The following is a 24,140-nucleotide window of genomic DNA, read 5'->3' on the forward strand; positions in this document are numbered from 1 at the left end:
ATCATGAGTCGTGGGATAGAGAAAGGGACGGTCACCTATTTTTCGTTTGATGCTCTCAGCATCCACGGTGCCGTCATCAAACAAGGTGTGTTCAAACGAAGCGCCTCGGTTCAGTTGGCAAAAGATGCGTATGGCGAAGGAAAGATTCTCGATGAGACGGCGTTCAGTCTCGCCTTCGACGAACTCTGTCGCAAATTGAAAGTTCGTCGCGGAATGACGTGCGCGGTCGCATTGGATGAGACGGAAGTGTTGTCACGGAAAGTCGAGATTCCTTCTACGATTCCGAAGGATGAGATTCGTGGCTACTTGTTCATGGAAATCGGCAGTTCCATCATCTTACCGTTCGATGATGTGTCGTTCGATTATGAAGTGTTAGGCGAAGACGGGGTCAAGACGGACGTCATGCTTCATGCCGTATCGATCGAGCTGACGAAGTCGCTGCGCTCGTACATGAAAAAACGTGGTCTCGCTTTGAAGAAAATCACGCCACGCTCTGTCGCGGTCGCGAACGGTGTCATGCGTTTATCGGAGATCGATTCACTTCAGTCGACACTGATTTGGCATGTGACCCCGTTCTCGCATCAATTGTTGGTGTTAGAAGAAGGACAGATTCGCTTCATTCGTTCGATTGAGTCAGACCTCCCGTACCAAGTCGGGACGAAAGACGGCGTCGTGACGTATACATACAACGGGACGGATGAGATGAAAGCGAACCAGATGGATGACTGGTTGAACGAACTCGCCCGATTCCTTGATTTCTATCGTTACTCGCTACGGACGGATGGTCGTGCCATCGACCACTTATACGTCTCAGGAACGGTACCTGAAGTAGACGATCTTGTTCACATGATTCAATCCGAGTCACTCGTCTCCGTCACACGGGTCGAACAACCGCTCGCGATTGCCCATGGGACACCGCTATCGCATCAGATGCTTCCTTTACTCGGAATGGCGACCCTTCAACGTGACCAGGATACGAACTTTATCAACTCGACCGATGTGACGCTCCGTTGGCCAATCGTGACGGGACTTGTCGCACTTCTCCTCGGAGGAGGCGCTGCCGGTTACCTTTACTATGAGGTAGGGCAATTGGAAGCAGAACAAGCACGTATTGAAGAGGAACTCCAACTTGTTGAAATCTATCAAACGGAACAAGTGAACTCGAAAGCACAACAAGTGCTCTCGCTCGACCAGACCGTGACGGCGTTGACGGACATGGAGAAAGATGCGGTGCCGGCACTTCGGGCGCTGACCGAACAATTGCCTCCGACGGGTTACGTGTTGACGTATAACTACGCGGACGGATCGATTATGAGCGTGCGGACACAATTTGAGACGCTTGAAGATTTGAACGCCTTCCAACGTTCGCTCATGACAGATGAACGCTTCCTTGACGTGAAGCTTCTCGGCGTAACGACCGAATTGAAGTCGGCAGAAGAGGAAGAGGAAAATTCATTCGAAGAAGACCCGCTTCCACGCTACATCGGAGAGTTCACGTTCATGTTCCAAGACGTGGAGGAAGAATTGACTGAAGAAGAGGAAGCAGATGCGGAGGTGGTGAGTCAATGAAACGTTCGACAATTTATGCGTTATTTGCGATTTGCCTCCTCGCAGCCATCGTAGCACCGACTTACTTCGGCTATACGTATTTCATCAAACAAGGAGAAGTCGAAGCGCTCGAGCGAGACCTCTCGCTCGAACGGACGAAGCTTGAACTGTTGCGTCAGGAAGGGAAAGCCGTTGACGTGGCAGACTCACAAACGCTCCAGACGCGCGTTCCGACGGCACCTGCACTCGATACGGTCGTCGAGGCATTGTCACAGGCAAGCTTATTAGCTGGCGTCGATGTGACAAGCATCGCCTTCGCGGACGGCTTGGTGGCCGAGTCAGAGGTACCTGAGACAGTCGAACCGTTCAATCCGGCCGACGTCAGTGAGACGAATGAACCGGCTGAACCGACGGACGTCGCACCGGTCAACGCCTCGACAATTCGTTCGACCGTGACCCTTCAGGCTGAGACGTATGATGCCCTCGTCTCGTTCTTAGAATCGATTGAGTCGATGAACCGCATCCATGTGTTGCGGACGATTCAATTCACGGGACCAGCCGAGACAGGACCAAATACGGTCGAAGAAGTACAGGCGCTTGATTTTACGGTCGAGCTGGATGCCTTCTATCGCCCGGACCTCGATCAACTCGTTCCAGATCGTTACATCCCGGAACCGGCCTTCGAACAGAAGGATATCCCGGTTTACGACTATACGACACCATGAATCGACACGTCCCTTCAGAAATTGAAGGGGCGTTTTTTTCGACCCGAGTGATTGTGTTTACGACCCGTGTTGCCTACAATCAACAGAGAAGTATGAAACGGCAAGGAAGCCCATTTTAGAAGAAGAGAAGGAGTCGATACAATGAATTCAACACAGAAGCGTGTCATTCTCGCCTCGATGTCACCACGACGTACGGAGTTACTGCGTAAAGCGGGAATCGAGCATGAGGTCATCCCATCGAACGTGACGGAAGGAACGGACGGCAAGGAGTCCCCGAGCGATTACGTTGCCCGTCTCGCTCGTGAGAAAGCGATGGATGTGGCGCGGGATCATCGAGATGCTATCGTGATTGGTGCGGATACGGTCGTCGTCTTAGACGGAGTCATCCTGGAGAAGCCAGCGGATCGTGAGGATGCGAAACGGATGCTCGAACGCTTGTCCGGCTCGACCCATGAAGTGCTCACAGGCGTGAGCATCATCGGTGCGACGCAGGACTTGTTTGTCACGACGACGCATGTGACATTCGACGTGATTCCGGAGAGTTGGATGAAAGATTACCTTGATTCCACAGAACCGTACGACAAGGCGGGAGCATATGGCATCCAAGGGTCGGGTGGTCTTTTCGTTGAGAAAATCGAAGGTGATTTTTATAACGTCGTCGGTTTACCGATCCATCCGCTCGTCAAGACGCTCGACCGGCATGGGGTGACGCCTCGCTTCCTGTGAATGCCTTGAAAGTAGGTGAAGGAATGACCATGGTGATTGACCGTAGTGTAGAGACCGCCATCGCGAGATTGCTTCAAATCGGAGGACGGGGACCGGACCCGATGGAGACGGCACGTCGTATCTCGGACGTGTATCCGACGTTACGGGCGCTGTCACAGGCGTCTGTCCATGACTTGTGCAAAATCGAAGGGATGACGAAAAAGAAGGCAGAGCAACTCCTGGCCGCATTCACGATTGGGATTCGGTATGTCGAAGAACCGAAAGCGAGTATGCCGACGATTCGGTCGCCGCAAGATGCGTATGAGTTGTTGCGAGATGAATTGCGGCTTTTGAATCAGGAGCATTTCGTTTGTCTGTACCTCAACACGAAGAATCAACTGATTGCCCGGAAGACGCTTTTTGTCGGTGGGCTCAATTCATCGATCGTGCATCCGCGCGACGTGTTCCGTGAAGCGCTCAAACTGTCTGCTGCGTGCTTTATCGCCGTGCATAATCATCCGAGTGGGGACGCGACGCCGAGTCGGGAAGATATCGAAGTGTCCGAACGGTTGGTCGAAGCAGGGAACATCGTCGGCATCGCCTGTCTCGATCACGTCATCATTGGGGAAGACCATTACGTCAGCATGAAGCAGCGAGGATATATGAATGGGTGAGAAGTGGGGAGCAGGCATTGTGATGTCTGCTTTTTACTCGTTTGGTGTTACAATTTATTTTTCTTCGAAGATGAGATTTTGTAGTTGTGCAAAATCTGCTTTGGTCATAATTCTCTCATAAACGCCTTTATAGAGTGAACTGCTCCCCGTCAAGTAGACAGGGCAAATAATGAAAACCGGACTAGACGGCTTGAGACCTATATTCGACAGAGCTCAAGCTGTTTAGGCGTTTCTGGAGACGATTATGGTTATAGAACGATATGTAGTTCTCGATGGCGGATGTGAGTTCACTATAAGCCTGGAACTCATGCAGGTAGTACATCTCGACTTTCAGGGTACCCCAAAATCCCTCGATCGTGGCGTTGTCGAGACAACGTCCGACCCGGGACATGCTGTGGGTCAGCCCCGCGTCTTCTACCATGCGTTTGAACCCTCTCGATGTGTATTGATATCCTCGGTCACTATGGATCATTGGACCCGCGCTCCTGTGCGGAGCCCCGCGATTGCTGGCATCATCGTCTGGAAGACGAGCCGGTTGTTGTTTGATTTCCCGATGCGATAGGCGACGATCGAGCCGTCATAGAGGTCGATGATCGCGCTCAGATACGCCTCCTTCCCGGCTCCATATTTGAACTCGGTGACGTCGGTGCACCATTTCTCGTTCGGTCGGGACGCGCTGAATTCCCGATTCATCAGGTTCTCGGCCACATGCTGCGGTGACGACTTCTTGTACCGTTTTCGCTTCTGGCGGATGACCGAATGAATCCCATGAATACGCATGAGACGATAGATACGCTTCTCGTTGTATGCCGGCAGGCCATTCTGGCGTCGTATGCGGTTGACCGTCATCGTAATCCGGCGATAGCCGTGAGTCCAGCGCAGGCGGAGCACTTGATGTATTCCTGAAAAGTCTTTTAGCCGCCGTGTCGCGAAACTGTGACGTCGGTGACAAGACTGACCACAGTCTGGACAACATGCACCGCCGGAAACGAGACGGGCGGCAAAGTGCCTCACCCCATCGCGTGAGTGAGCACTCGTGATGCGCAGTCGATCATCCAAGAATTCTAACTCGTTCATGAAAATCAATCCTTTTTGATTTTATTCCCATAATGTCAGCATCACTACCTCACCAACATTGCATAAGAACCACTCCTATTTCGCACTACACAAGTGCACGTTCAATCGAATGTCGACTTCTCGCCATAAAAAACACTCCCCAATAGTATAAACAGATTTGTTATTTCATCTGTCTACTTATTGGGGAGCATATCAAAAAAAATGGGTAGCTTTATTGTTATGATGTTTGTTACAAGATTCAATATTTACTTAAGTTACGCGAAATACTATTACATTCGGTTTTAGATTTGGAAACAAAAATATCATTTAAGGGAATTGTGCTTCTTAACTTCACTATTCACTTGGAATAGCCATTGGGTATTAATTGTAGTGACTGAAGGACCGTGCTTTAAACTCTGTTTTAAACGCGAAAAAATATCTGTACTTAATGTGGCAGGATTACATAGAAGAGTATTAGGGAGAATTGCATTCTCAATTTTAAAATAAGTGTCGCAAGAAATCGTGGTAGGTACCTTAAATGGATGACCATTTTCGCTCGAATCTATTTTAAGGATTACTTTTGGTACTCTTTTTAGTGCGTGTTGTGGTTTGAAGGTTTGACAAGAAAGAAGGAACTTGTTGGTCCCTTCTTTTTTTGCACATACGTACATGTGAGTCTTAGTGGCTAATACTGCAGAAGTGTCCGGATGTGGCATCCGTAATTTAACAACATCTGATGGATTAATCAATTCTAAAGCCCTCCTCTTCATCAAAAGTAATATACACAGGATTTTCGATATTTTGCATAGTAGCTTCATTTATTAATTGATTCAAAACTTGTTCATAGTTCTCGGCTTCTAACCTAGCTAAATCATCTTTAGTTATTAAGAAAATTAATTTTCGTTCGTTACCCAGTTGGTTTTCTTTGGAGAATTCTAATATCTCCAGACTCCTAATGTAACTATCGTTGTATACTTCGCGTAAAGTTTCTATTATAGAAAGGTCATTTTGAGAAATATCATCCTCTGATAGTGGAATCTGTGGACTGGTACGAGCTTGTATCTGATTTTCTTTAACTTTCCAAACATCAAATTCATGAGTGAAAGCCGAAAGATCATGATTATCAAATATTGAAACCATAAAAGAAGAAAATCTCGCAATACTCTCGTCAACCAAAAATAGATCTCTCGTTGCAGAAGCTTTATCACTTTCTCGGTAAAATAATTGCTCACGATATTTAGCGTCTCCATAAACTTCAGAAAAAACTGGACCTCTCAGATAACCTCTCATGTAGTCAAATGAATAATCTTTCCCTTCTGAAAACGAAGTGAGTTCATAGAAAAATAAGTATTTTTGTATGAATAGATTATCAAAGTATTTTGGTCGATTATTTGTTAATAGCCACGAAAGAATGCTTAACCTTCTTTGCGATGTAGACAAACGTTCCGGTTCGTATGTGTTAGTCATGATTATCCCCCTAGTGCTAAATGACTTGAATAGTAACAACACTATGATTATCAATAATACATATTTTGAAACTTTAATGGAAGGTAAATCATGTGACATGAGTCGACAAATTAGCCTGTGATTTCGCACTAAATTATTGAATATTACCTCTAAATATTTACAAAGAAACAGAAACTTACACAAATAACTTATAGTTAATACGTATTTACATTTACTTTATATGTCTGTATTTGAACACGAAAAATCAACTCATCGCTCGGAAGACGCTCTTCGTCGGTGGACTGAATTCATCGATCGTGCATCCGCGCGATGTATTCCGTGAAGCGCTCAAGTTGTCTGCGGCGTGCTTTATTGCCGTGCACAATCATCCGAGTGGGGACGCGACCCCGAGTCGGGAAGACATCGAGGTGTCCGAGCGGTTGGTTGAAGCGGGTAATATCGTCGGCATCGCCTGTCTCGATCACGTCATCATCGGGGAAGACCATTACGTCAGCATGAAGCAGCGAGGATATATGAATGGGTGAGAAGTGGGGAGCAGGCATTGTGATGTCTGCTTTTTTTATTTCTTTTAATCATAATCAATCGCTATCGGAAATGGTGCCGTGTATAAAATTTAAACAGTTTAGGAAACAGGTATAACTAACCTCTTAAAAAGAAATATCAGGTAGAAAATATGGTCAAGACAATGATTGAATAATAGTTATGAATCCTTTAATTGAAGAGGAGGAGCTGGATTGTCAAAAAGACATAAGATTAATCTTGTAGGATGGATATTTTTTATATTCCTGAGTCTAAGTAAAGAATTTTATCCTGAACAGTCGTCAATCATAACAACAGGGCTTGGGGGTCTAATTTGTTTGATTATAGGTCTATCAATGGTTTTTTATGGCGTCAATGACAAGGATCAAAATCGTCAAACGAACGAATGAAAAGCGATGGCTATAAGTCCAGTTAAACGAAGACAATCTCCACGTTTCCTTGCAACAAAATACCTTGCATACATTAAAGAAACTATGACTAAGAAAAAGGAATATACAATTTCCTCCAATTGAATCAGAGACTTTGGTAAGATATTAAGTGAGGTGTTCAACATGGAAAAAATCATCTGGTTGTTAATGCTCGGCGTCTCGCTCCTCGTGAGTTACGTCCATCTAGACACAACCATCTTCTCGCTCGTCCTATTCGTCTTATTTATATTTGTGAGTACAGCGCTATTCCTTCGGTTCGACGAGGACCACTGGCTCGATCGCGTCTCACCGCTCGTCGGCGTCGGAGTGGGCGTCCTATCGCTCATCGCCTACCTTGGTCTGATCGTGCTCGCATTCAACGAACTCGACCAACTCGGCATCTGGACGGTACTTGTCCGCTTGCTACTCATGTACGTTGGGATCTACATATTCGTCATGACGACGACGAGCTTTTTAGCCGGAGCGACGCGCTTGAAGCCGTCCCGCTTCTTTCGACCGGTCCTGATCTTCTCAGTCTTCTTTTACGGCGCGATGTTACTGCTTCCGCTCCAACCTGGTTTGTAACCGTTCTCTCTTAGGCAGACGCCCACTCGCGTCTGCTTTTTTGATTTGCCTTTTTCCTTAAAAGAAGGCAAACTAGTAGACGGTGAGACAGGACTGAGATGCAGTTATTGTAAATAACCTGTAATCGAATGAACGTTTTCAAACATGATTTTTCCGTTATAATAAAAAATAGTGTAACGAAGAGAGGAGCAACACCTATGTTTCGTAGTTTTAACCGAGAAATCGGAATCGACCTTGGAACGGCTAACACGCTCGTTTACGTAAAGGGTCAAGGAATTGTTGTTCGTGAACCGTCCGTTGTGGCGTTCCGCACAGATACAGGTAGAATTGAGGCCGTTGGTAACCAGGCCAAAGATATGATTGGACGTACACCAGGGAACGTCTCTGCTCGTCGTCCGATGAAAGACGGCGTTATCGCTGACTTTGAAACGACAGCAACGATGATCAAATACTTCATGGAGCAAGCTCAAAAATCAAAAGGCGGTTTGTTCTCATCGAAGACGAACGTCATGATTTGTGTGCCAAGTGGCATCACGTCTGTTGAAAAACGCGCTGTTGAAGACGCGGCAAAACAAGCAGGCGCTCGTGAAGCTTATACAATCGAAGAACCGTTCGCGGCAGCAATCGGCGCAGGTCTCCCGGTTTGGGAACCGACTGGCTCGATGGTCGTAGATATCGGTGGCGGTACGACCGAAGTCGCAGTGATCTCACTCGGCGGCATCGTGACAAGCCAATCGATTCGTGTCGGTGGTGACGAAATGGATGACGCCATTATTCGTTACATCAAAAACAAGTACAACCTCATGATTGGGGAACGTACGGCCGAGACGCTCAAGATGGAAGTCGGTTCAGCACGTATCGACGCATCGAACGAGGCAGAGAAGATGGAAATCCGTGGTCGAGACCTCGTGACAGGACTTCCGAAACAAATCGAAGTGTCGTCTACAGAAGTGTGCGAAGCACTCTCAGATACAGTCGAAGCGATCTTGGCAGGTGTCAAGCAGACGCTTGAACAAACACCACCAGAACTCGCGGCTGACGTGATGGACCGTGGAATCGTCTTGACTGGCGGCGGCGCGCTCCTCAAAAACTTGGACGACGTCATCTCAGACGAGACGCACATCCCGACACTCGTTGCGGATGAGCCACTCGACTGTGTAGCAGTCGGTACAGGAAAATCTCTTGAAATGATGGACGTCCTCCGTTCGAAATCAGGCATCTCGTCACGTCGATGAGAGGTGAGACACGATGAGCCGATTCGTACGTAATAAAAAGCTCATCATCACGCTAATTGTACTGATCTTGTTTTTCGTCATTTTAGGGGTTTCGATTCGAGGACGATCGGAATCAGCCTGGTACCAAGACGTCACGCGTGATGTGGTCGGCACGTTCCAGCGAGTGTTCGCGGTACCAATCGGATGGATGGACTCGACCGTCTCATCCATCTCGGACGTCCGCGACATCTACGAAGAGAACCGTCAACTGAAAGAACATTTGGCGAAGTACGCCGAGGTATCGGTTGAGGCGGATGATTTGCGCCGTGAGAATGAGGAGCTTCGGAAAATGGTCGAAGCGAAAGACGAGTCGTTACGTGACTTTGACCTCATTCCGGCGGAGGTCATCGGTCGGACACCGAACGATTGGCAACGCTACGTCACCATCAACGTCGGTTCTGAACGCGGCGTTGAGAAGGGCATGGCCGTGACCGCGGCGAGCGGGATGGTCGGTCGTGTCATTCAAACGAGCGCCTATACGTCACAAGTGCAACTGCTCAGCGACAACAACCGGACGAACAACGTCTCGGCTGTCGTCAAAGATGCGGACGGCAAAGCGACGTATGGGACGATTGACGGCTTCGATACGGAGACGAACGAGTTGTTCTTCACGAAAGTATCGAATAGCGTCAAGCTGAAAGAAGGAGAAATCGTATCGACCTCTGGACTCGGGGGACGTTACCCGGCCGGACTCGTCATCGGTACGATCGAGTCGATCGAGACGGACGAATATGGCGTCTCGCAAGTCGCCCGGATCAAACCGGAGGCCGATTTCAATGAGTTCTCACAAATGTACGTGATTGATCGGACACTAGACGAACCGTTTCTAACGGGTCCCGAGGAAGGAGGAGCAGCGGGTGAGTAACATGAAAGTGTTCATCGCCCTGTTCCTCCTTTTTCTTATTGAAGGAACGTGGGCATCAATTTTCTCGTGGCACTATGCCACGCCTTATCTTTTATTGACGCTAATCGGGCTGATGTTCGTCAGTCTGTACGGTCGATGGGAGACGGCGCTCGGGTTCGGTCTTGTATTCGGGTTGCTGTATGATATCGTCTACACCGACTTGCTCGGAATTTATGTATTTACTTTTTCACTCATTCCTCTCTTAGCCAGCTTCGTGTTAAAATATATAGGTGAGAACTTCTTCTCCGTCACCATCACCTTTACGTTCATGATTGTCGTATTCACAGTTGCGATATACGGGATCATGGCAGCGATTGGTGGGACGTTGATGACGATTCAAACACTATTGATTGAACAGATTCCAGGGACCGTGCTCGTCAATGCCATCGCCATCGTGATTCTTTATTATCCGATGATGCGATATGTGACGATCCGACCTGTTGTGAAAAGAGGGTAGCCATGATGGAGCGTAAACGACACATTACGATTAAAGGACATCGCAACGGAATTGCCATTCACTTCAATCCGAAGAGTGGCATCGACGAGGTGCTTACGGACTTTGAAGCGACATTACAAGAAATGGAGCCGCCGTCCGGTAAGATTGCCCTGAAGTTGCACGCGGGAACTCGTTATCTTGACGAGGAGCTGACACGTCAAATTCGTGAGGTCGTCGCTCGTCATGGCGTTTTTTATATTGAAGACCTGTCGAGCGATGTCATGTTGACGGAAGAAGCGAAAGCGACGTACGGCAGAAAGACGTTCCACTATCATAGCGGGACGATTCGTAGTGGACAGGTCCTCGCGTTTGATGGCTCGGTGCTTGTGATTGGGGACATCAACCCCGGTTCTGAGGTTCGGGCGACAGGAAGTATTTATTGTTTGGGCACGATACGAGGAAATGTGCGTGCGGGTGTCGAAGGATGGGAAGAAGCGGTCATTACCGCGAGCCTCCTCCATCCGAAGTTTTTGGCAATCGGCGAACATGTTCTCACGTCCGACGATGAGGAAGAACTTCCTGAGATTGAGATGGGTTGTGCGTATCAGACGAATGACGGGATCGAGATGACACGTCTCCGCCACGTCATGACCGGTCTGAAAGACGCATATGCAATGGAATTACAGAGAGGGTGAGTGGAATGGAGCAAGTAGTGGAGCCTGTACATACAGAAAAAGAAGTGAAAAACGGCAGAGCCATCGTCGTGACATCAGGAAAAGGGGGCGTCGGGAAAACGACGACGACCGCCAACATCGGGACGGGGCTCGCCTTGTCTGGACACTCGGTCTGTCTCGTCGATACGGATATCGGGTTGCGTAACCTCGATATCATTCTCGGACTCGACAACCGGAGCATTTATAACCTCGTCGATGTCATCACGGGACAATGTAAGTTGAATCAGGCGCTCGTTCGCGACAAACGGTTCGAAGAGATGTACTTACTTCCGGCCGCACAGTCGAAAGACAAGACGTCGGTCAATCCTGAGCAAGTGAAAGAGATTGTCGACCAACTGAAGACGGAATATGATTTCGTCTTGATCGACTGTCCTGCTGGGATCGAGCAAGGGTTCATGAACGCAATCGCCGGAGCGGATGAGGCGATTGTCGTCACGACGCCTGAGAAGGCCGCCGTTCAAGACGCGGACCGCATCATCGGGATGCTCGAGCAAGCGAGTCATATCGAAGCACCGAAGCTCGTCGTCAACCGGGTGAAGAATCACCTCGTCGAATCGGGCGATATGCTCGATATCGATGACATTATGCGGATCTTGTCAATCGACCTCCTTGGGGTCGTCATCGATGACGAGGAAGTCATTGCCGCTGCGAACCGCGGGGTGCCGGTCACGATGAACCCGGACAACAATGCCGGACAAGCGTACCGCAACATCACGCGTCGCATCCTCGGCGAATCGGTCCCGCTCATGTCGATTCAGACAGAGACGGCACCGGTCGGCTTCTGGGCACGACTCATGATGAAATTTGGAATGAAAAAAGCGTAAAGGCAACGAAAGTTGCCTTTTTCTGTCGAAAGGAGAGGTGCACATGAAGTTAATCTACGAACGAACACCTTCCATTGAACGGGCGATGCTCGTGGACGGGGAACGGTTACTCGAGGTCGAAGAACGCTTCGTCGACCAATTGTCGGTCGGTACGATTGTCGAGGCTGCGATTGAACGGATCCACCCGTCACTCGGTGCGGCTTTTTTGACGGACGGGGAGACGACGTTCTTTTTACCGATTGCGGAGACGCTTCGCGCACTGGCCTCGTATCCGGACGTGCCTGCCATCGGACAAGCGGCTGTTGTCGGGGAAAAACGACTCGTGCAAGTGACGAAAGAAGGCATCAACGGCAAGCATCATAAAGTGACCGAAAACATTCGGTTCGGTGGACGTTACCTCGTCTACTTCCCATACGGTCGTCGGAAACTGTTCAGTCGCAAGCTCGACCTCGTCACGCAGGACCGCCTCTCGAAGTCGGTTGCCCTTACAGAAGAGGAAGGGGTCCTGTTTCGGACGGAGGCCGGACAAGTGGCGCCAGACGCCTTACAAGAAGAACTCGACCTGCTCCGAGATCGTGCGAAAGCTGTAATCGAACAGCGATACGGACAAGACGAACTACTTTGTGAACATTTCGTACGGCGTCATGCGGTCGAATCGGTCCTCTTGAACGACAAAGAAGGACAGGCGCGTATCGAACGCTTGGACGTTCCCGTGAAACGCCACATCGGCAAAGGTCGAATTCCAGAGGCGAAGCGACTCGACGAGGCGATTGAAAAGCTCGAGAGTCGTGCCGTCTGGTTAGATGGCGGGGCGTTCGTCTTGATCGAACAAGTCGAGACGATGACCGTCATCGACGTCAACAGCGGGAAGAACGTCGCCGTCAAAGACAAGGGACGCGCGGCCGACACAATCAATGAAGCAGCGCTCTATACGATCATGGAGCAGTTGCGTTTACGTAACATCGGCGGCATGATCGTCATCGACTTCCTACGCGGTTCGAAAGATGGTCAGACCCGTCTCCTGAAAAAGATGAAAGAGCTCGGGGCACGTGACCCACGACGCGTCGAAGTGTACGGCTTCACACGGATGGGGTTATTCGAATTGTCACGGGAGCGGACCGGACGCTCGATCCAAGACCGGATGACGCACGGTGGCAAGCCGTCGAAACTGGCCGTCTTCTCGCAGTTTGAACGCGCGCTCCTTGATTTGAGCGGGCAATACGAGGCGGTCGTGCTCTCACTACCGAAAAAGTGGCATGCCGCTTCCTGGCATGAATTTGACATCGACGTACACCTCGTCGAAGGAGAGCCGGAGTTCGCCTTTTACGGGACGTCCGCAGAATGTCAGAATTTCTTATCTCGCCGTTGACAATGAATAATTGAGAGTGGTATTATCTATAACGTTAGTTCGTTTGGAAGCACCCAAATGGCTACAACCGCACAGAACGGGTTTTAAAGGTATTTGCCCTGCCCAGGATGGCGAGTCTGAGTTTAACAAGGAGGTGCACGTATATGTACGCAATCATCAAAACTGGTGGTAAGCAAATCAAAGTTGAAGCAGGTCAAGAGATCTACATCGAAAAACTCGATGCTGATGTCGAAGGTACTGTAGAATTCGGTGAGGTTCTTTTCGTTGGTGGTGACGATGTTAAAGTCGGCGCTCCACTCGTAGAAGGCGCTAAAGTTGTCGGTACTGTGGTAAAACACGGCCGCGCTAAGAAGATCACTGTCTTCAAAATGAAAGCTAAGAAAAACTACCGTCGTAAGCAAGGTCACCGTCAGCCTTACACGAAAGTTCGCATCGAGAAAATCGAAGCGTAAGCTATGATTCGGGTCAAGGTAAGACGAGACGAGGCGAACTCGATTCGCTCCGTCGAAGTGACTGGTCATGCCAACTTTGCAGAACCTGGTTCTGACTTGGTGTGCGCCGGTGTTTCAGCCATCATATTTGGTGCCTATAACGCCGTCGAAACGCTTGCGGGTCAATCGCTTCTTGTAGAAATGGCAGATCAAACAGAGGGTGGTTACTTTTATGTCGAGACGTATCCTGACTTATCACCGCAGGATATGGAACGCACCCAACTGTTATTAGAAGGGATGCTCGTGCAGTTAGACACGGTCGCCCGAAGCTACGGTGAATATATCCAAATTGAACAATAGGAGGTGGACCTCATGTTACAATTGAACCTTCAGTTCTTCGCTTCGAAAAAGGGAGTTGGTTCGACTAAAAACGGTCGTGACTCAATTTCGAAACGTCTCGGTGCAAAACGCGCTGACGGACAAACAGTTTCAGCTGGATCAATCCTTTACCGCCAACGCGGTACAAAGATTCACCCAGGTGAAAACGTTGGCCGTGGTGGCGACGACACTTTGTTTGCGAAAGTTGACGGCGTAGTACGCTATGAGCGTCTTGGTCGCGACAAGAAACAAGTGAGCGTTTACCCAGTCGCGTAAGTTGAACGACGCAGAAGACTCTAGCCACTTTTTTGGTTAGAGTCTTTTTTTCTAGGAGAGGATCAAATGGATTCAGAACAGACACTCGAGCTTTTATCGACCGTCCGTCACGAATGGATGAATCGGCTTCAATTGATCTCGCTCTATGCGGCACTCGATCCGACTAAGCTCGAGGAACTATACGAACGCTATCGGAAACAGGCCGACGAGGAGAGTGCGCTCGTTCGTTTGAACGTGCCACAGACGAGCCTTGTCGTGATTCAAGCGAATTGGGAAGGACGGATGACGTATACGATTTCGACCGACCAACTCGCCATCGATGATGCGCGAGTGGCAGAGATGCTTGTCCGCTTGTTGAAAGACACGGACGGGCCGATTCATGTGACGTTCACGGACGGACTGATGGTTCGCGTCACGGGAAATGTCCCGGAAGACGTGTTCACGTCAGCCGATGTGTACGAACAGAACGTAGAGATGACTACGTTTCACATAAAGGAGGGGAAATAAATGTTTGTCGATCAGGTTAATATTTTTGTAAAAGCTGGAGACGGCGGAAAAGGGATGGTTGCCTTCCGTCGCGAAAAGTATGTCCCAGATGGTGGACCTGCAGGTGGTGACGGTGGTCACGGTGGAGACGTCGTCTTCGAAGTAGAAGAAGGATTGCGCACACTCGTTGATTTCCGTTATTCGAAGAAGTTTATCGCCCATGATGGCGAAAAAGGAATGTCAAAAGGGATGCACGGACGTAAAGCGAAACCGCTCATCGTCAAAGTCCCACCTGGCACAATCGTATTCGACGCAGAGACGGATACAGTCATCGCCGACTTGACGGAGCACGGACAACAAGCGACGATCGCTAAAGGTGGACGTGGTGGACGTGGGAACTGTCGTTTCGCGACACCAGCCAACCCGGCTCCAGAAATCGCGGAGAACGGTGAACCAGGTCAAGAGCGCGAATTGCGTCTTGAATTGAAACTCCTCGCAGACGTTGGACTCGTCGGTTTCCCGTCTGTCGGGAAATCAACATTGCTGTCGGTCGTTTCTTCGGCACGTCCGAAAATCGGGGCGTACCACTTCACAACGATCACACCGAACCTCGGTGTCGTCAAGACAGCGGACGACCGTAGCTTCGTCATGGCCGACCTTCCAGGTTTGATTGAAGGGGCTAGCCAAGGTGTCGGTCTCGGTCACCAATTCCTTCGTCATATCGAACGGACGAAAGTTATTGTTCACATGATCGATATGAGTGGAATGGAAGGACGCGACCCGTTCGAAGACTACACGACGATCAACCGTGAGCTTGAGTCGTACAACCTACGACTTCTCGAACGTCCACAAGTCGTCGTCGCAAATAAAATGGATATGCCGGACGCAGAGGAACATCTTGAAGAGTTCAAGAAGAAGGTAGGAGACGATGTCAAAGTCTTCCCAATCTCTGCCCTCGCACAAGATGGTCTTCGTAACTTGTTGATTGAAGTGGCGAACTTTGTCGATACGACACCTGAATTCCCACTCGATGAGCTTGAAGAGAAGACAGCGACGCCTCGTGTCGTGTATCGTTATGAGAAGGAAGAGAAAGGCTATCAGATCCACATCGATGAATACGATCGCTTCGTCATCACGGGCCCTCGTATCGAGAAGCTCTTCAAGATGACGAACTTTGACCATGATGAGTCAATCAAACGATTCGCTCGTCAAATGCGTCAGATGGGTGTCGATGATGATCTTCGTAAGCTCGGTGCCGAAGATGGCAGCGTCGTTGCGATTCTCGACTTCGAATTCGAGTTCGTGGAGTAAGAAAAAATTATTTGTTAAGAAGAAACGGAGTGTGAAGCTAACGTGGACCCTGTGCCCTCGTCAAGTTTAATTCTATATGTAGTTCTCATCATGTTGTCAGCGTTTTTCTCATCAGCAGAAACGGCGCTTTCAAGTGTAAACCGTGTTCGGATGATTCGGATGGCAGAAGACGGCGATAAAGCCGCCAAACGCGTCCTCAGTCTCGTCGACCGCTTTGACGATACACTCTCGACGATCCTTGTCGGGAACAACATCGTCAACATCGGTTCGGCAACGGTATCGACCGCCATCGCCACATCGATTTTCAGTGGCGGTACGGGTCTTCTCGTGTCGACGTTCGCGACGACGGTCATCATTTTGATCTTTGGTGAGATTTTACCGAAGTCGCTCGCTAAAGAGTTTGCGGAGAAGTACTCGCTTCTCATCAGCGGGATTCTCGTGTTCCTCGTCAAAGTCCTCAAACCGGTGACGATGATTTTCACTGGGTTGAAGAAGTTGACGCTTCGGATGATCGGGATGAAAGACAAGGAGCCGTCAGTCACGGAAGAAGAGTTGAAAGTGCTCGTCGATATGGGGGAAGAGGAAGGTGTGCTTGGTGAGACAGAAGCTGAGCTCGTCCATAGCGCCTTCGCTTTCAACGATATTACCGTCGATGACGTCTTGACGCCGCGAATCGATATTTTGGCTGTCGACATCGACGATTCGCTCGATGAAATCAAAGACACGATTTTCAGTGGTGGACATTCACGTTTGCCGGTCTACAAAGACTCGATCGACAACGTCATCGGTGTCTTGTCAGAACGTGACTTCTTACGTTCGATGATGAAGGATGAAGTGACGGATGTCCGTTCGCTCATCCGACCGCTCACGTACGTGTCACCACAGACGAAATTGATTGAACTACTTCCGATTCTCCAACAGAAGCAATCTCACATGGCTGTCGTCCTCGATGAATTCGGGGGCACGGCGGGTCTCATCACGTTAGAAGACATGCTTGAAGAACTCGTCGGCGACATCTGGGATGAGCACGACGAATCTGTCGTCTATCTCCGACGTCTCCGTGAAGGGGTCTACGAATGTATGGCTGACATGAACGTCGATGAATTCGCCGAAGAGATGGGGATTGCGGAACCAGACGTCGATTCCAACACGATGGGCGGTTGGTTCGTTGAATTACTCGGCGACATTCCGGAGAAAGGTGCACAAGTCACGTATCAAGACATGACGTTCACCGTTCTCCACGTGGAAAAACGCCGTGTCCGGAAACTGTTAGTGGAGACTGGACAATCACAGCAAGAAGACCTACAAGAAGAAGCATAAAGAAAAGGGATGATTCGCGCGTAGCGGATCATCCCTTTTTGCGTTACACCGATTGGCGCTCGATGCGCTCAATCAATTCGTATGGACGTACTTTATAGATGGCGTATGGCATATATACAGGGTCGATCGCATCGAGGAAGCGCATCTGGAAGTGTTCCCGTTTGATATAGTCACCGACGTTACGGGAGTCGACTTTGTAGAATCCGACTTCCTGTGTTTCCCCGGCTTGTGGTCTGAGGTCACCGGATACATATTTCGCACGGAACGTGACGCAGAGGACGCGGGACGACACGTTTTGATAGATTCCCGTGATGCCTTCCACCTCGATTTTCACGCCGGTCTCTTCATCCACTTCACGGTGAATGGCGTCGACGAGCGACTCGTGTTCTTCCACCTGTCCACCCGGCATCTCGAACGAATCGTTCCGGTGCATGTTTTTGACGAGGAGGACCTCACCCGCTTCATTCGTAATATACGCTGTCACACAGACGATCGCACGCGGCGGCGTGTAGTGACCGGTCGGCATCATGAACTCTTCGCTCGACTTGATATACAAGTCTTTTCCGAGGCGGGCCCGCTGCTTCATGGCATCCCGTCGCAACGTGCTGCCGCGGTAGTCCCGCTCGACCTGTTCATAGTGTTCACGGTCCCGATATTCCCATAATGCCATGACCTCCGACTTGTCCTCGGTCACCCAGCGTCCGACGAGTCGGGCGCCATGGGACGCTTGAATCGGATAGATGTATGTATGGAAGAAGTCGGTGAATTCTTGCAGGCGTTCAGGTCGAATCGTATACGTTTTACGGCGATGGAACATGGTGATTCCTCCTTTTTCGTTGTGCGGTGTCCTGTTTGTGTGACCGCGATTCGCTTACATGGTTCTTATTCGACAGGTGTGAGCGTTTCCCTTTCTGACAAAAAAAGAATCAGCGCAAGTTACGCTGATTCTTTCACGTGTTTCGGATGCTGACGAAGATGACGGACAACGAGAAAAATTCCGATGGCGAGCGCCAGGAAGGGCAGGATGTCGTCCATGAAGTGGCCAATCATCCGCCAGTTGTCGCCGAGCATCATCCCGACATGAATGAAGATGAATGACCAGACGGCAAAAATGAGTGTCGTCACCGACAAGAACTTTCGGAACGACAGGCGCATCACGCCGGCACTGACTGCGAACAGCTGGCGCCAGAACAGGCTGAGACAGACAATCCATGCCCCGTACTTCTCAAACCAGCGCTCGGCCCGCAGTTGCTTGTCTTGCCGAATCCGGAAGTAACGATACAGCTTCAAGGCGACGGGACGCCCACCATATCGACCGATCCAGTAAAGACCGATCTGACTGAGCATGAAGGAAACCCACGCCAGTAGGAACATCAGGAAGAAAGACGCGTCATGCGAATCGACGAGAAAGCCGCCATATGCGAGAACGAGTTCGTTCGGGATGAATTGGATGAAGATGCCGAGAGGAATGCTGAAGACACCACATACGGCGAGCATGTGCTCGAGGACGTTCATGACGAGACCTCCTTTCAAGGTGATTGCAGGAAACTTGTTCCATCCATCAGTATAACGGACATGACTGAAAAGAAAAAGAAGAGATGTCACATATTCGTGACATCTCTTCAATCTAATTCGGATACGAGAATACCGAGCCGGTCAAGCTCTTTCACCGCGGCATCAATCGCTTCCTGATGATCGGCTTCAAGAGTATGGACATGTAACCCTCCGGTCAATTGAGAGAGAGGGGAGGCCCCGTGCGCCTTGACCCGTTCGAGGAAGGCGCGGACGTCACGTCGACTCTTCACCATGAGCTGTCCCGTGATGGATCCGTAAACAGGGTGGTCGATGATGACGTCTTTGATGGTGACCCCTTCATCGACGATGGCGTTCATCTCTGCCTCCATCTCCTCTGCCGTATGGCGGCAAGCTACTTTTTTTGAATAGGTAGACGGGGTGAAGTCGCCGTGCAAATAGACGTAACCGCGCGCGGTGGCGACGATTTGGTGACCTTTCGCTTTTAAGAGCGACAAGTCTTGGACGATGACCTGGCGACTGACGGATACGTGCCTTGCCAGTTCAGATCCAGTGATCGGTTCATTGCTCGATTCGATCAGTTGAAGTAAAGTGCGACGGCGTTCTTCACCGGCTAAACGTTTGTTCATGATGTTCGACTCTCCTTGCTAAAGTGACGATGGCATCGGCGAGGGCCGATGTGTCTTCGACGGTCGTTTGCGCGCCGAAGGAAATGCGGACGAGTCCGTGGCAGGCGCTCGTCTCATATCCGAGTGCTTCGAGCATGCGGTTCGGTCCGTTCTGACCGGCGCGACATGCTGACCCGGCGGATACTTGGAACCCGAGGTCGTCGAGCTCGGTCATCCACCATTGTCCGTCGCGTTGATGGGATACGAAGGAAAAGATAGCGGGACTTTGTTCGTCAAACTCGAGCCAATGGACATACGCTGACGTCTTCTCTTTCAAGATAGCACGAAACGCCATGAAATTTCTCTGAAAACGTGTCAGTTGATCCTGACGTTCCCCGAGCGCTTTGACGAAGGCGCTAATTCCGGGAACATCGATCGTACCTGGACGAATCCCGTATTGGTGATGACCTGGGTAGTAAGGTGGGGGAATCAAGCGTTCCATATAGAGGGCTCCGATCCCTTTTGGTCCACCGACCTTATGGGCGCTGAACGAGTAGGCGTCGATTCCTTCAACGGAGATGGGGATTTTCCCGAGTGCCTGTACCCCGTCCACGTGAAAGAGAATCTTTTTATATTTTAGGAGACATTGGATGTGATGGAGCGGCAACACCCATCCCGTGTCGGAATTGACGTGTTGGAGCGTGACGAGTCCGATGTCACGGTCGAGTAAGTGCGTGAACGTCTCTAGATCAAACTTTCCGTCTTTCAGTTTCAAGCGATGGACGATGATCCCTTCGCGTTCCCATTCTTCAAGTAGGAGGGCGACTGAATCATGTTCGTGCCAGGACGTGATCACTTCTTTCCCTTTCATGCGCTTCCGTAAGCTCGTCAGTGCGATGTAGTTACTTTCAGAACCACTTCCGGTAAACAATAACTTCCCACGTAAGACGTCGAGTCCGAGTGCTTGTTTAAGTAGTCGCCGTGCCTCTGTCAAATAATCTTCAGCCATATATCCGTGCGCGTGGAGTGATGATGGGTTCCCATAAACGTTTTTGGCCATAGCCACGTAATGGTCTAATGCTGCATGTGTCATAGGGTGTGTAGCGGCGTAGTCGAAGTAGCGGTTCATCATGGACTCCCCTTTTCTCATGTTGTCTTCTACACAAAATTATGCGAAACTAGTTTACAAGTCAACATTACATATGAAAAACAGGTGATATACAGGTGTCTTTACAGATAGAGAAAACCGACATTTTGATTATTGGAACAGGACTTGCCGCCGTCGCGACGGCGCTACATGTGCCATCCTCATTGTCTGTCCTCCTCGTCTCCAAAGGGGAGGCGACGTCGACGAACTCCGATTTGGCACAAGGGGGGATTGCGAGCTCGTATCTCGAGGAGACGAGTGAGGCACATAAAGAAGACACGATGCTTGCTTCGAATCAGACATCGTGCTCAGAACGTGTCGACATTCTCGTGGAAGAAGGACGTCGAGCGATTGAAGAGATGGAACGGTTCGGTGTCCGCTTCGATCGTGACGAGAAAGGGTATGCCCTCGGACGGGAAGGGGCTCATCGGTTGCATCGCATCTTTCATGCCGGGGGTGACGAGACCGGGCGACATGTCATGCGGCACTTGCGTCAGTCTTTACCGGACAACGTGAACATACTCGAACACGTCCTCGTCCATGACCTTGTGATGAAGGAAGGACGAGTCGTCGGTGCGATGGCGTTTCAGAAAGAAAAATGGCTGCACATCGAGGCAGGTGCCGTCGTTCTCGCGACAGGCGGAATCGGTGGACTTGTTGATTGGACCTCGAACGCGCAGACGGTGACCGGTGACGGTCTCGTTTTGGCAAATCGATGCGGAGCCAAACTGACGAACTTACAGCGAATCCAATTTCACCCGACTTTGTTGGCCGCCGAGGAACCTCATCTCGTCACCGAGGCGCTCCGTGGTGCCGGTGCGAAGCTCGTCGATCCATACGGAAATGATGTGATGGCGCATCACCCGCTTGGGAGTCTCGCCCCTCGAGACGTGGTGGCCCGTGTCCTGACAGACCGAGTTGAACCCATCTTTCTCGATACGACTAGTGTGACGCGACTACGTGAACGGTTCCCGAAACTCGCAACGGCGTGTGACAAGTTAGGCATCGACCTTCGCCAAATCCCCGTTCGCCCAGGCCTCCATTTTCATATGGGCGGAATCGAAGTGGATGACGCGGGTCGAACGGACGTCGACGGTTTGTATGCCGTCGGAGAAGTGGCGGAAGCAGGTGTACACGGGACGAATCGACTGGCCTCGAATTCACTCTTGGAATGCTGGGTGTTCGGAAAACGTGTCGCCGAGGCGATTCAAGTGAAGGACAGAGGCTTTGCGACGAGCGATGTGATGGCGTATGACATCTCACCTGACACGTTCCGTGCGCTCCGTCATCAAATCGGCAAGTGGTTGACGATTTCACCGAATCACGACGAAATAAAATGTTTCTTACAAAATACCCAAACGTTGACCATGACGAAACACGTGACAAGACAATTAAGTGAACAAACTTTACAACTCGATGCGGCGCGTCTCATCGCGCAAAGCATCCTCGAAATGGAGAGGTACGATGAACACGATTTATCTACGCGAACAGCTACGACAGTTTCTGATTGAGGATATCGGATATGGCGATCTATCAAGTGAGCTGATCGATGAACAGGACGAGTCAGTCGCAACCATCATTGCAAAAGAGCAAGGCGTCTTCTGCGGGAAGCCGATTGTTCAAGAACTTGCTAGAATGCAACAACTCGAGTTGGTGGATTGCCAAGATGACGGGAGTCGGATTGCCCCTGGCGATGAACTGATCGTCTTGAAAGGAAAGACTCGTGTCCTGTTAGAGACGGAACGCGTGCTGTTAAATGTGATTCAACGAGTGAGCGGGATTGCGACAATGACACGTCAATGTGTCGATGTGCTCGACGAGGACTCGATTCACGTCACAGATACGCGGAAAACGACACCGGGACTCCGCATGCTTGAGAAGTATGCCGTTCGTGTCGGTGGCGGTTACAACCATCGACTCCGCCTCGACGATGCCGTCATGATCAAAGACAACCATATCGTCGCACTCGGCGGTGTGACAGAAGCCATTCACGCCGCCCGTTCGAGAGTCGGTCATACGACCCCGATTGAGGTCGAGGTCGAATCGTTCGCCCAGCTCTTAGAAGCCGTTCAAGCGAATCCGGATATTGTGATGCTCGATAATCGGACACCGGATGAACTGCGAGAATGGGTCCAGCATATTCCTGACCATATCACGATCGAAGTGTCTGGCGGCATCACGCTCGACACGATTGCCGACTATCGGGGGATTCGCATCGATGTCATCTCACTCGGTCAGTTGACCCACTCGGTACGGGCGCTCGACTGCAGTATGAATTTACAAGGAGGAATGAAACATGCAACTACTCGGAACACTCCCACCGACGTACGCTAATCTGTCAGTGGAGGAAATGGAGACACGGATTCAGGCGGTCAAGGACCGGCTCGGGACACGTCTCTTCTTACCGGCGCATCACTATCAAAAAGACGAGGTCGTCCAATTCGCGGACGCGACAGGGGATTCGCTCCAGCTCGCGCGCCTCGCGGAACAGATGAGCGAAGCGGAATTCATCGTCTTCTGTGGCGTGCATTTCATGGCGGAGACAGCAGACATGTTGACACGCGACGACCAGATTGTCGTCTTGCCTGATATGCGGGCCGGTTGCTCCATGGCAGACATGGCTGATATCGATCAGACAGAGATTGCGTGGGAAGAGTTGACGGAGCAGTTCGGGGAAGGGATTATCCCGATTACATACGTCAATTCAACGGCGGCCATCAAGGCTTTCGTCGGACGTCATGGCGGGGCGACCGTCACATCGTCGAACGCACATGAGATCGTCCGCTGGGCGCTTGAGGCAGGAGAGCGGATTTTGTTCCTTCCCGACCAGCATCTCGGACGGAATACGGCGTATGACCTCGGCATCCCGCTCGAGGCGATGGCCGTCTGGGATCCGCTCCGCGAAGAACTAGTGGCAGAAGGAGACCTCGAACAGATTCGGGTCATTCTTTGGAAAGGACATTGTTCTGTCCATGAGAAGTTCACCGTCTCGCAAATTCAATCGTTCCGTGAGCGCGAACCGGATCGTCGCATCATCGTCCATCCGGAATGTACGTTTGATGTCGTGCAGGCAGCCGACGAGGCCGGATCGACGTCATATATCATCGACAAGATTGATGCGAGCGAACCCGGGACAAAATGGGCGGTCGGGACGGAGATGAACCTCGTGAACCGATTGGCGGCAACGTATCCGCATCTCGATATCGTCTCGTTGAACCCGTTCATGTGTCCATGTCTGACGATGAACCGAATCGACTTGCAACATCTCCTCTGGGCGCTCGAGTCGCTCGAGACGGACCCTGTGAACGTCATTCGCGTCGATACTGAGACGACAGAGTGGTCGAAACGTGCACTTGAACGTATGCTCGCACGATAATCGCTTCAGGACAGGCAAACGCCTGT

Annotated in this window: 26 protein-coding genes, 2 pseudogenes and 1 other annotated feature; of the genes and pseudogenes, 21 read left to right on the top strand and 7 right to left on the bottom strand. The window is 50.4% G+C overall.

What is annotated here, in order from left to right; genetic code table 11:
- The first annotated feature begins 3 nt into the window (after positions 1-3).
- The 4 genes from pilM to radC (KNO75_RS01185) all read left to right on the top strand — a co-directional run bounded on the left by pilM (position 4) and on the right by radC (KNO75_RS01185) (position 3,652).
- The gene (pilM, locus tag KNO75_RS01170) at positions 4-1,569 is read left to right on the top strand and encodes a pilus assembly protein PilM (protein WP_214819415.1); all 1,566 of its coding nucleotides are present in this window, start codon (positions 4-6) and stop codon (positions 1,567-1,569) included.
- Positions 1,566-2,273, top strand: a complete 708-nt coding sequence (locus KNO75_RS01175) for a hypothetical protein (protein ID WP_214819417.1) — start codon at positions 1,566-1,568, stop codon at positions 2,271-2,273. The genes pilM and KNO75_RS01175 overlap by 4 nt, the downstream gene beginning before the upstream one ends.
- Before the next feature lie 141 nt (positions 2,274-2,414).
- On the top strand, positions 2,415-2,999 hold the full coding sequence (locus KNO75_RS01180) for a Maf family protein (protein ID WP_214819419.1): 585 nt from the start codon (positions 2,415-2,417) through the stop codon (positions 2,997-2,999).
- A gap of 23 nt (positions 3,000-3,022) precedes the next feature.
- On the top strand, positions 3,023-3,652 hold the full coding sequence (gene radC / locus KNO75_RS01185; RefSeq protein ID WP_214785274.1) for a RadC family protein: 630 nt from the start codon (positions 3,023-3,025) through the stop codon (positions 3,650-3,652).
- Between the two features lie 181 nt (positions 3,653-3,833).
- Here radC (KNO75_RS01185) and KNO75_RS01190 read toward each other — a convergent pair.
- From KNO75_RS01190 to KNO75_RS01200, 3 genes and pseudogenes are all read right to left on the bottom strand, one after another.
- Positions 3,834-4,525: pseudogene (locus KNO75_RS01190) on the bottom strand (IS3 family transposase); the annotation flags it as partial.
- A gap of 506 nt (positions 4,526-5,031) precedes the next feature.
- Entirely contained in the window at positions 5,032-5,457 is a 426-nt protein-coding gene (locus tag KNO75_RS01195) for a hypothetical protein (protein ID WP_214819421.1), read from the bottom strand.
- Positions 5,450-6,175 (bottom strand): hypothetical protein, encoded by a 726-nt coding sequence (locus tag KNO75_RS01200; protein WP_214819423.1) that lies wholly within the window; start codon positions 6,173-6,175, stop codon positions 5,450-5,452. Before KNO75_RS01200 ends, KNO75_RS01195 begins: the two co-directional genes overlap by 8 nt.
- 212 nt (positions 6,176-6,387) lie before the next feature.
- On the opposite strand from KNO75_RS01200, the pseudogene radC (KNO75_RS01205) reads away from it, so the two are divergent.
- The 14 genes and pseudogenes from radC (KNO75_RS01205) to KNO75_RS01270 form a co-directional block, all read left to right on the top strand.
- Positions 6,388-6,699 (top strand): annotated as a pseudogene (gene radC, locus KNO75_RS01205) (RadC family protein); the annotation flags it as partial.
- 567 nt (positions 6,700-7,266) lie between these two features.
- Positions 7,267-7,707: a hypothetical protein gene (locus KNO75_RS01210; RefSeq protein ID WP_214819425.1), complete on the top strand. Its 441-nt coding sequence runs from the start codon at positions 7,267-7,269 to the stop codon at positions 7,705-7,707.
- Between the two features lie 197 nt (positions 7,708-7,904).
- Positions 7,905-8,942 carry a rod shape-determining protein gene (locus tag KNO75_RS01215; protein ID WP_214695333.1) on the top strand — a complete coding sequence of 346 codons (1,038 nt, stop codon included), beginning with the start codon at positions 7,905-7,907 and terminating at the stop codon, positions 8,940-8,942.
- A gap of 13 nt (positions 8,943-8,955) precedes the next feature.
- On the top strand, positions 8,956-9,846 hold the full coding sequence (gene mreC, locus KNO75_RS01220) for a rod shape-determining protein MreC (protein ID WP_214819427.1): 891 nt from the start codon (positions 8,956-8,958) through the stop codon (positions 9,844-9,846).
- A gap of 1 nt (position 9,847) precedes the next feature.
- Positions 9,848-10,342, top strand: a complete 495-nt coding sequence (gene mreD, locus KNO75_RS01225; protein WP_083600174.1) for a rod shape-determining protein MreD — start codon at positions 9,848-9,850, stop codon at positions 10,340-10,342.
- Positions 10,343-10,347: 5 nt separating this feature from the next.
- Positions 10,348-11,016 (top strand): septum site-determining protein MinC, encoded by a 669-nt coding sequence (locus KNO75_RS01230; protein ID WP_243834777.1) that lies wholly within the window; start codon positions 10,348-10,350, stop codon positions 11,014-11,016.
- Positions 11,017-11,021: 5 nt separating this feature from the next.
- The gene (minD, locus tag KNO75_RS01235; protein ID WP_214695335.1) at positions 11,022-11,879 is read left to right on the top strand and encodes a septum site-determining protein MinD; all 858 of its coding nucleotides are present in this window, start codon (positions 11,022-11,024) and stop codon (positions 11,877-11,879) included.
- Positions 11,880-11,922: 43 nt separating this feature from the next.
- A complete protein-coding gene (locus KNO75_RS01240; protein WP_214819429.1) occupies positions 11,923-13,248 on the top strand; it encodes a ribonuclease E/G in 1,326 nt (441 codons plus the stop codon).
- Between the two features lie 55 nt (positions 13,249-13,303).
- Positions 13,304-13,376, top strand: a sequence feature (ribosomal protein L21 leader region).
- A 15-nt stretch (positions 13,377-13,391) separates the two neighbouring features.
- Positions 13,392-13,700, top strand: a complete 309-nt coding sequence (gene rplU / locus KNO75_RS01245) for a 50S ribosomal protein L21 (RefSeq protein WP_015881153.1) — start codon at positions 13,392-13,394, stop codon at positions 13,698-13,700.
- 3 nt (positions 13,701-13,703) lie between these two features.
- The gene (locus KNO75_RS01250) at positions 13,704-14,039 is read left to right on the top strand and encodes a ribosomal-processing cysteine protease Prp (RefSeq protein WP_214819431.1); all 336 of its coding nucleotides are present in this window, start codon (positions 13,704-13,706) and stop codon (positions 14,037-14,039) included.
- 12 nt (positions 14,040-14,051) lie between these two features.
- A complete protein-coding gene (gene rpmA, locus KNO75_RS01255) occupies positions 14,052-14,333 on the top strand; it encodes a 50S ribosomal protein L27 (RefSeq protein WP_015881155.1) in 282 nt (93 codons plus the stop codon).
- Between the two features lie 66 nt (positions 14,334-14,399).
- On the top strand, positions 14,400-14,840 hold the full coding sequence (locus KNO75_RS01260; RefSeq protein ID WP_214819433.1) for a Spo0B domain-containing protein: 441 nt from the start codon (positions 14,400-14,402) through the stop codon (positions 14,838-14,840).
- A complete protein-coding gene (obgE, locus tag KNO75_RS01265) occupies positions 14,841-16,130 on the top strand; it encodes a GTPase ObgE (RefSeq protein WP_074035227.1) in 1,290 nt (429 codons plus the stop codon).
- Positions 16,131-16,181: 51 nt separating this feature from the next.
- Positions 16,182-17,450, top strand: coding sequence for a hemolysin family protein (locus tag KNO75_RS01270; protein ID WP_353047561.1), 1,269 nt, complete (start codon positions 16,182-16,184; stop codon positions 17,448-17,450).
- Between the two features lie 43 nt (positions 17,451-17,493).
- Here KNO75_RS01270 and KNO75_RS01275 read toward each other — a convergent pair whose 3' ends face one another.
- From KNO75_RS01275 to KNO75_RS01290, 4 genes are all read right to left on the bottom strand, one after another.
- Positions 17,494-18,267 (bottom strand): NUDIX domain-containing protein, encoded by a 774-nt coding sequence (locus KNO75_RS01275; RefSeq protein WP_214695345.1) that lies wholly within the window; start codon positions 18,265-18,267, stop codon positions 17,494-17,496.
- Positions 18,268-18,386: 119 nt separating this feature from the next.
- A complete protein-coding gene (locus KNO75_RS01280; RefSeq protein WP_214819437.1) occupies positions 18,387-18,965 on the bottom strand; it encodes a DedA family protein in 579 nt (192 codons plus the stop codon).
- 107 nt (positions 18,966-19,072) lie between these two features.
- Entirely contained in the window at positions 19,073-19,612 is a 540-nt protein-coding gene (locus KNO75_RS01285) for a transcription repressor NadR (RefSeq protein WP_214695354.1), read from the bottom strand.
- A complete protein-coding gene (locus KNO75_RS01290; RefSeq protein WP_214819439.1) occupies positions 19,590-20,720 on the bottom strand; it encodes a cysteine desulfurase family protein in 1,131 nt (376 codons plus the stop codon). Before KNO75_RS01290 ends, KNO75_RS01285 begins: the two co-directional genes overlap by 23 nt.
- Positions 20,721-20,815: 95 nt before the next feature.
- On the opposite strand from KNO75_RS01290, the gene KNO75_RS01295 reads away from it, so the two are divergent.
- From KNO75_RS01295 to nadA, 3 genes are read left to right on the top strand one after another with little or no spacing between them, the layout of a single operon-like run.
- Positions 20,816-22,249, top strand: a complete 1,434-nt coding sequence (locus tag KNO75_RS01295; protein WP_214819441.1) for an L-aspartate oxidase — start codon at positions 20,816-20,818, stop codon at positions 22,247-22,249.
- On the top strand, positions 22,203-23,072 hold the full coding sequence (gene nadC / locus KNO75_RS01300; RefSeq protein WP_214819444.1) for a carboxylating nicotinate-nucleotide diphosphorylase: 870 nt from the start codon (positions 22,203-22,205) through the stop codon (positions 23,070-23,072). Before KNO75_RS01295 ends, nadC begins: the two co-directional genes overlap by 47 nt.
- Positions 23,035-24,114, top strand: a complete 1,080-nt coding sequence (gene nadA / locus KNO75_RS01305) for a quinolinate synthase NadA (RefSeq protein ID WP_214819446.1) — start codon at positions 23,035-23,037, stop codon at positions 24,112-24,114. The genes nadC and nadA overlap by 38 nt, the downstream gene beginning before the upstream one ends.
- Positions 24,115-24,140 lie beyond the last annotated feature (26 nt).

Origin of the sequence: Exiguobacterium sp. s35 (assembly GCF_018617535.1) — a bacterium.
In the GTDB taxonomy this organism is placed as follows: domain Bacteria; phylum Bacillota; class Bacilli; order Exiguobacteriales; family Exiguobacteriaceae; genus Exiguobacterium; species Exiguobacterium aestuarii.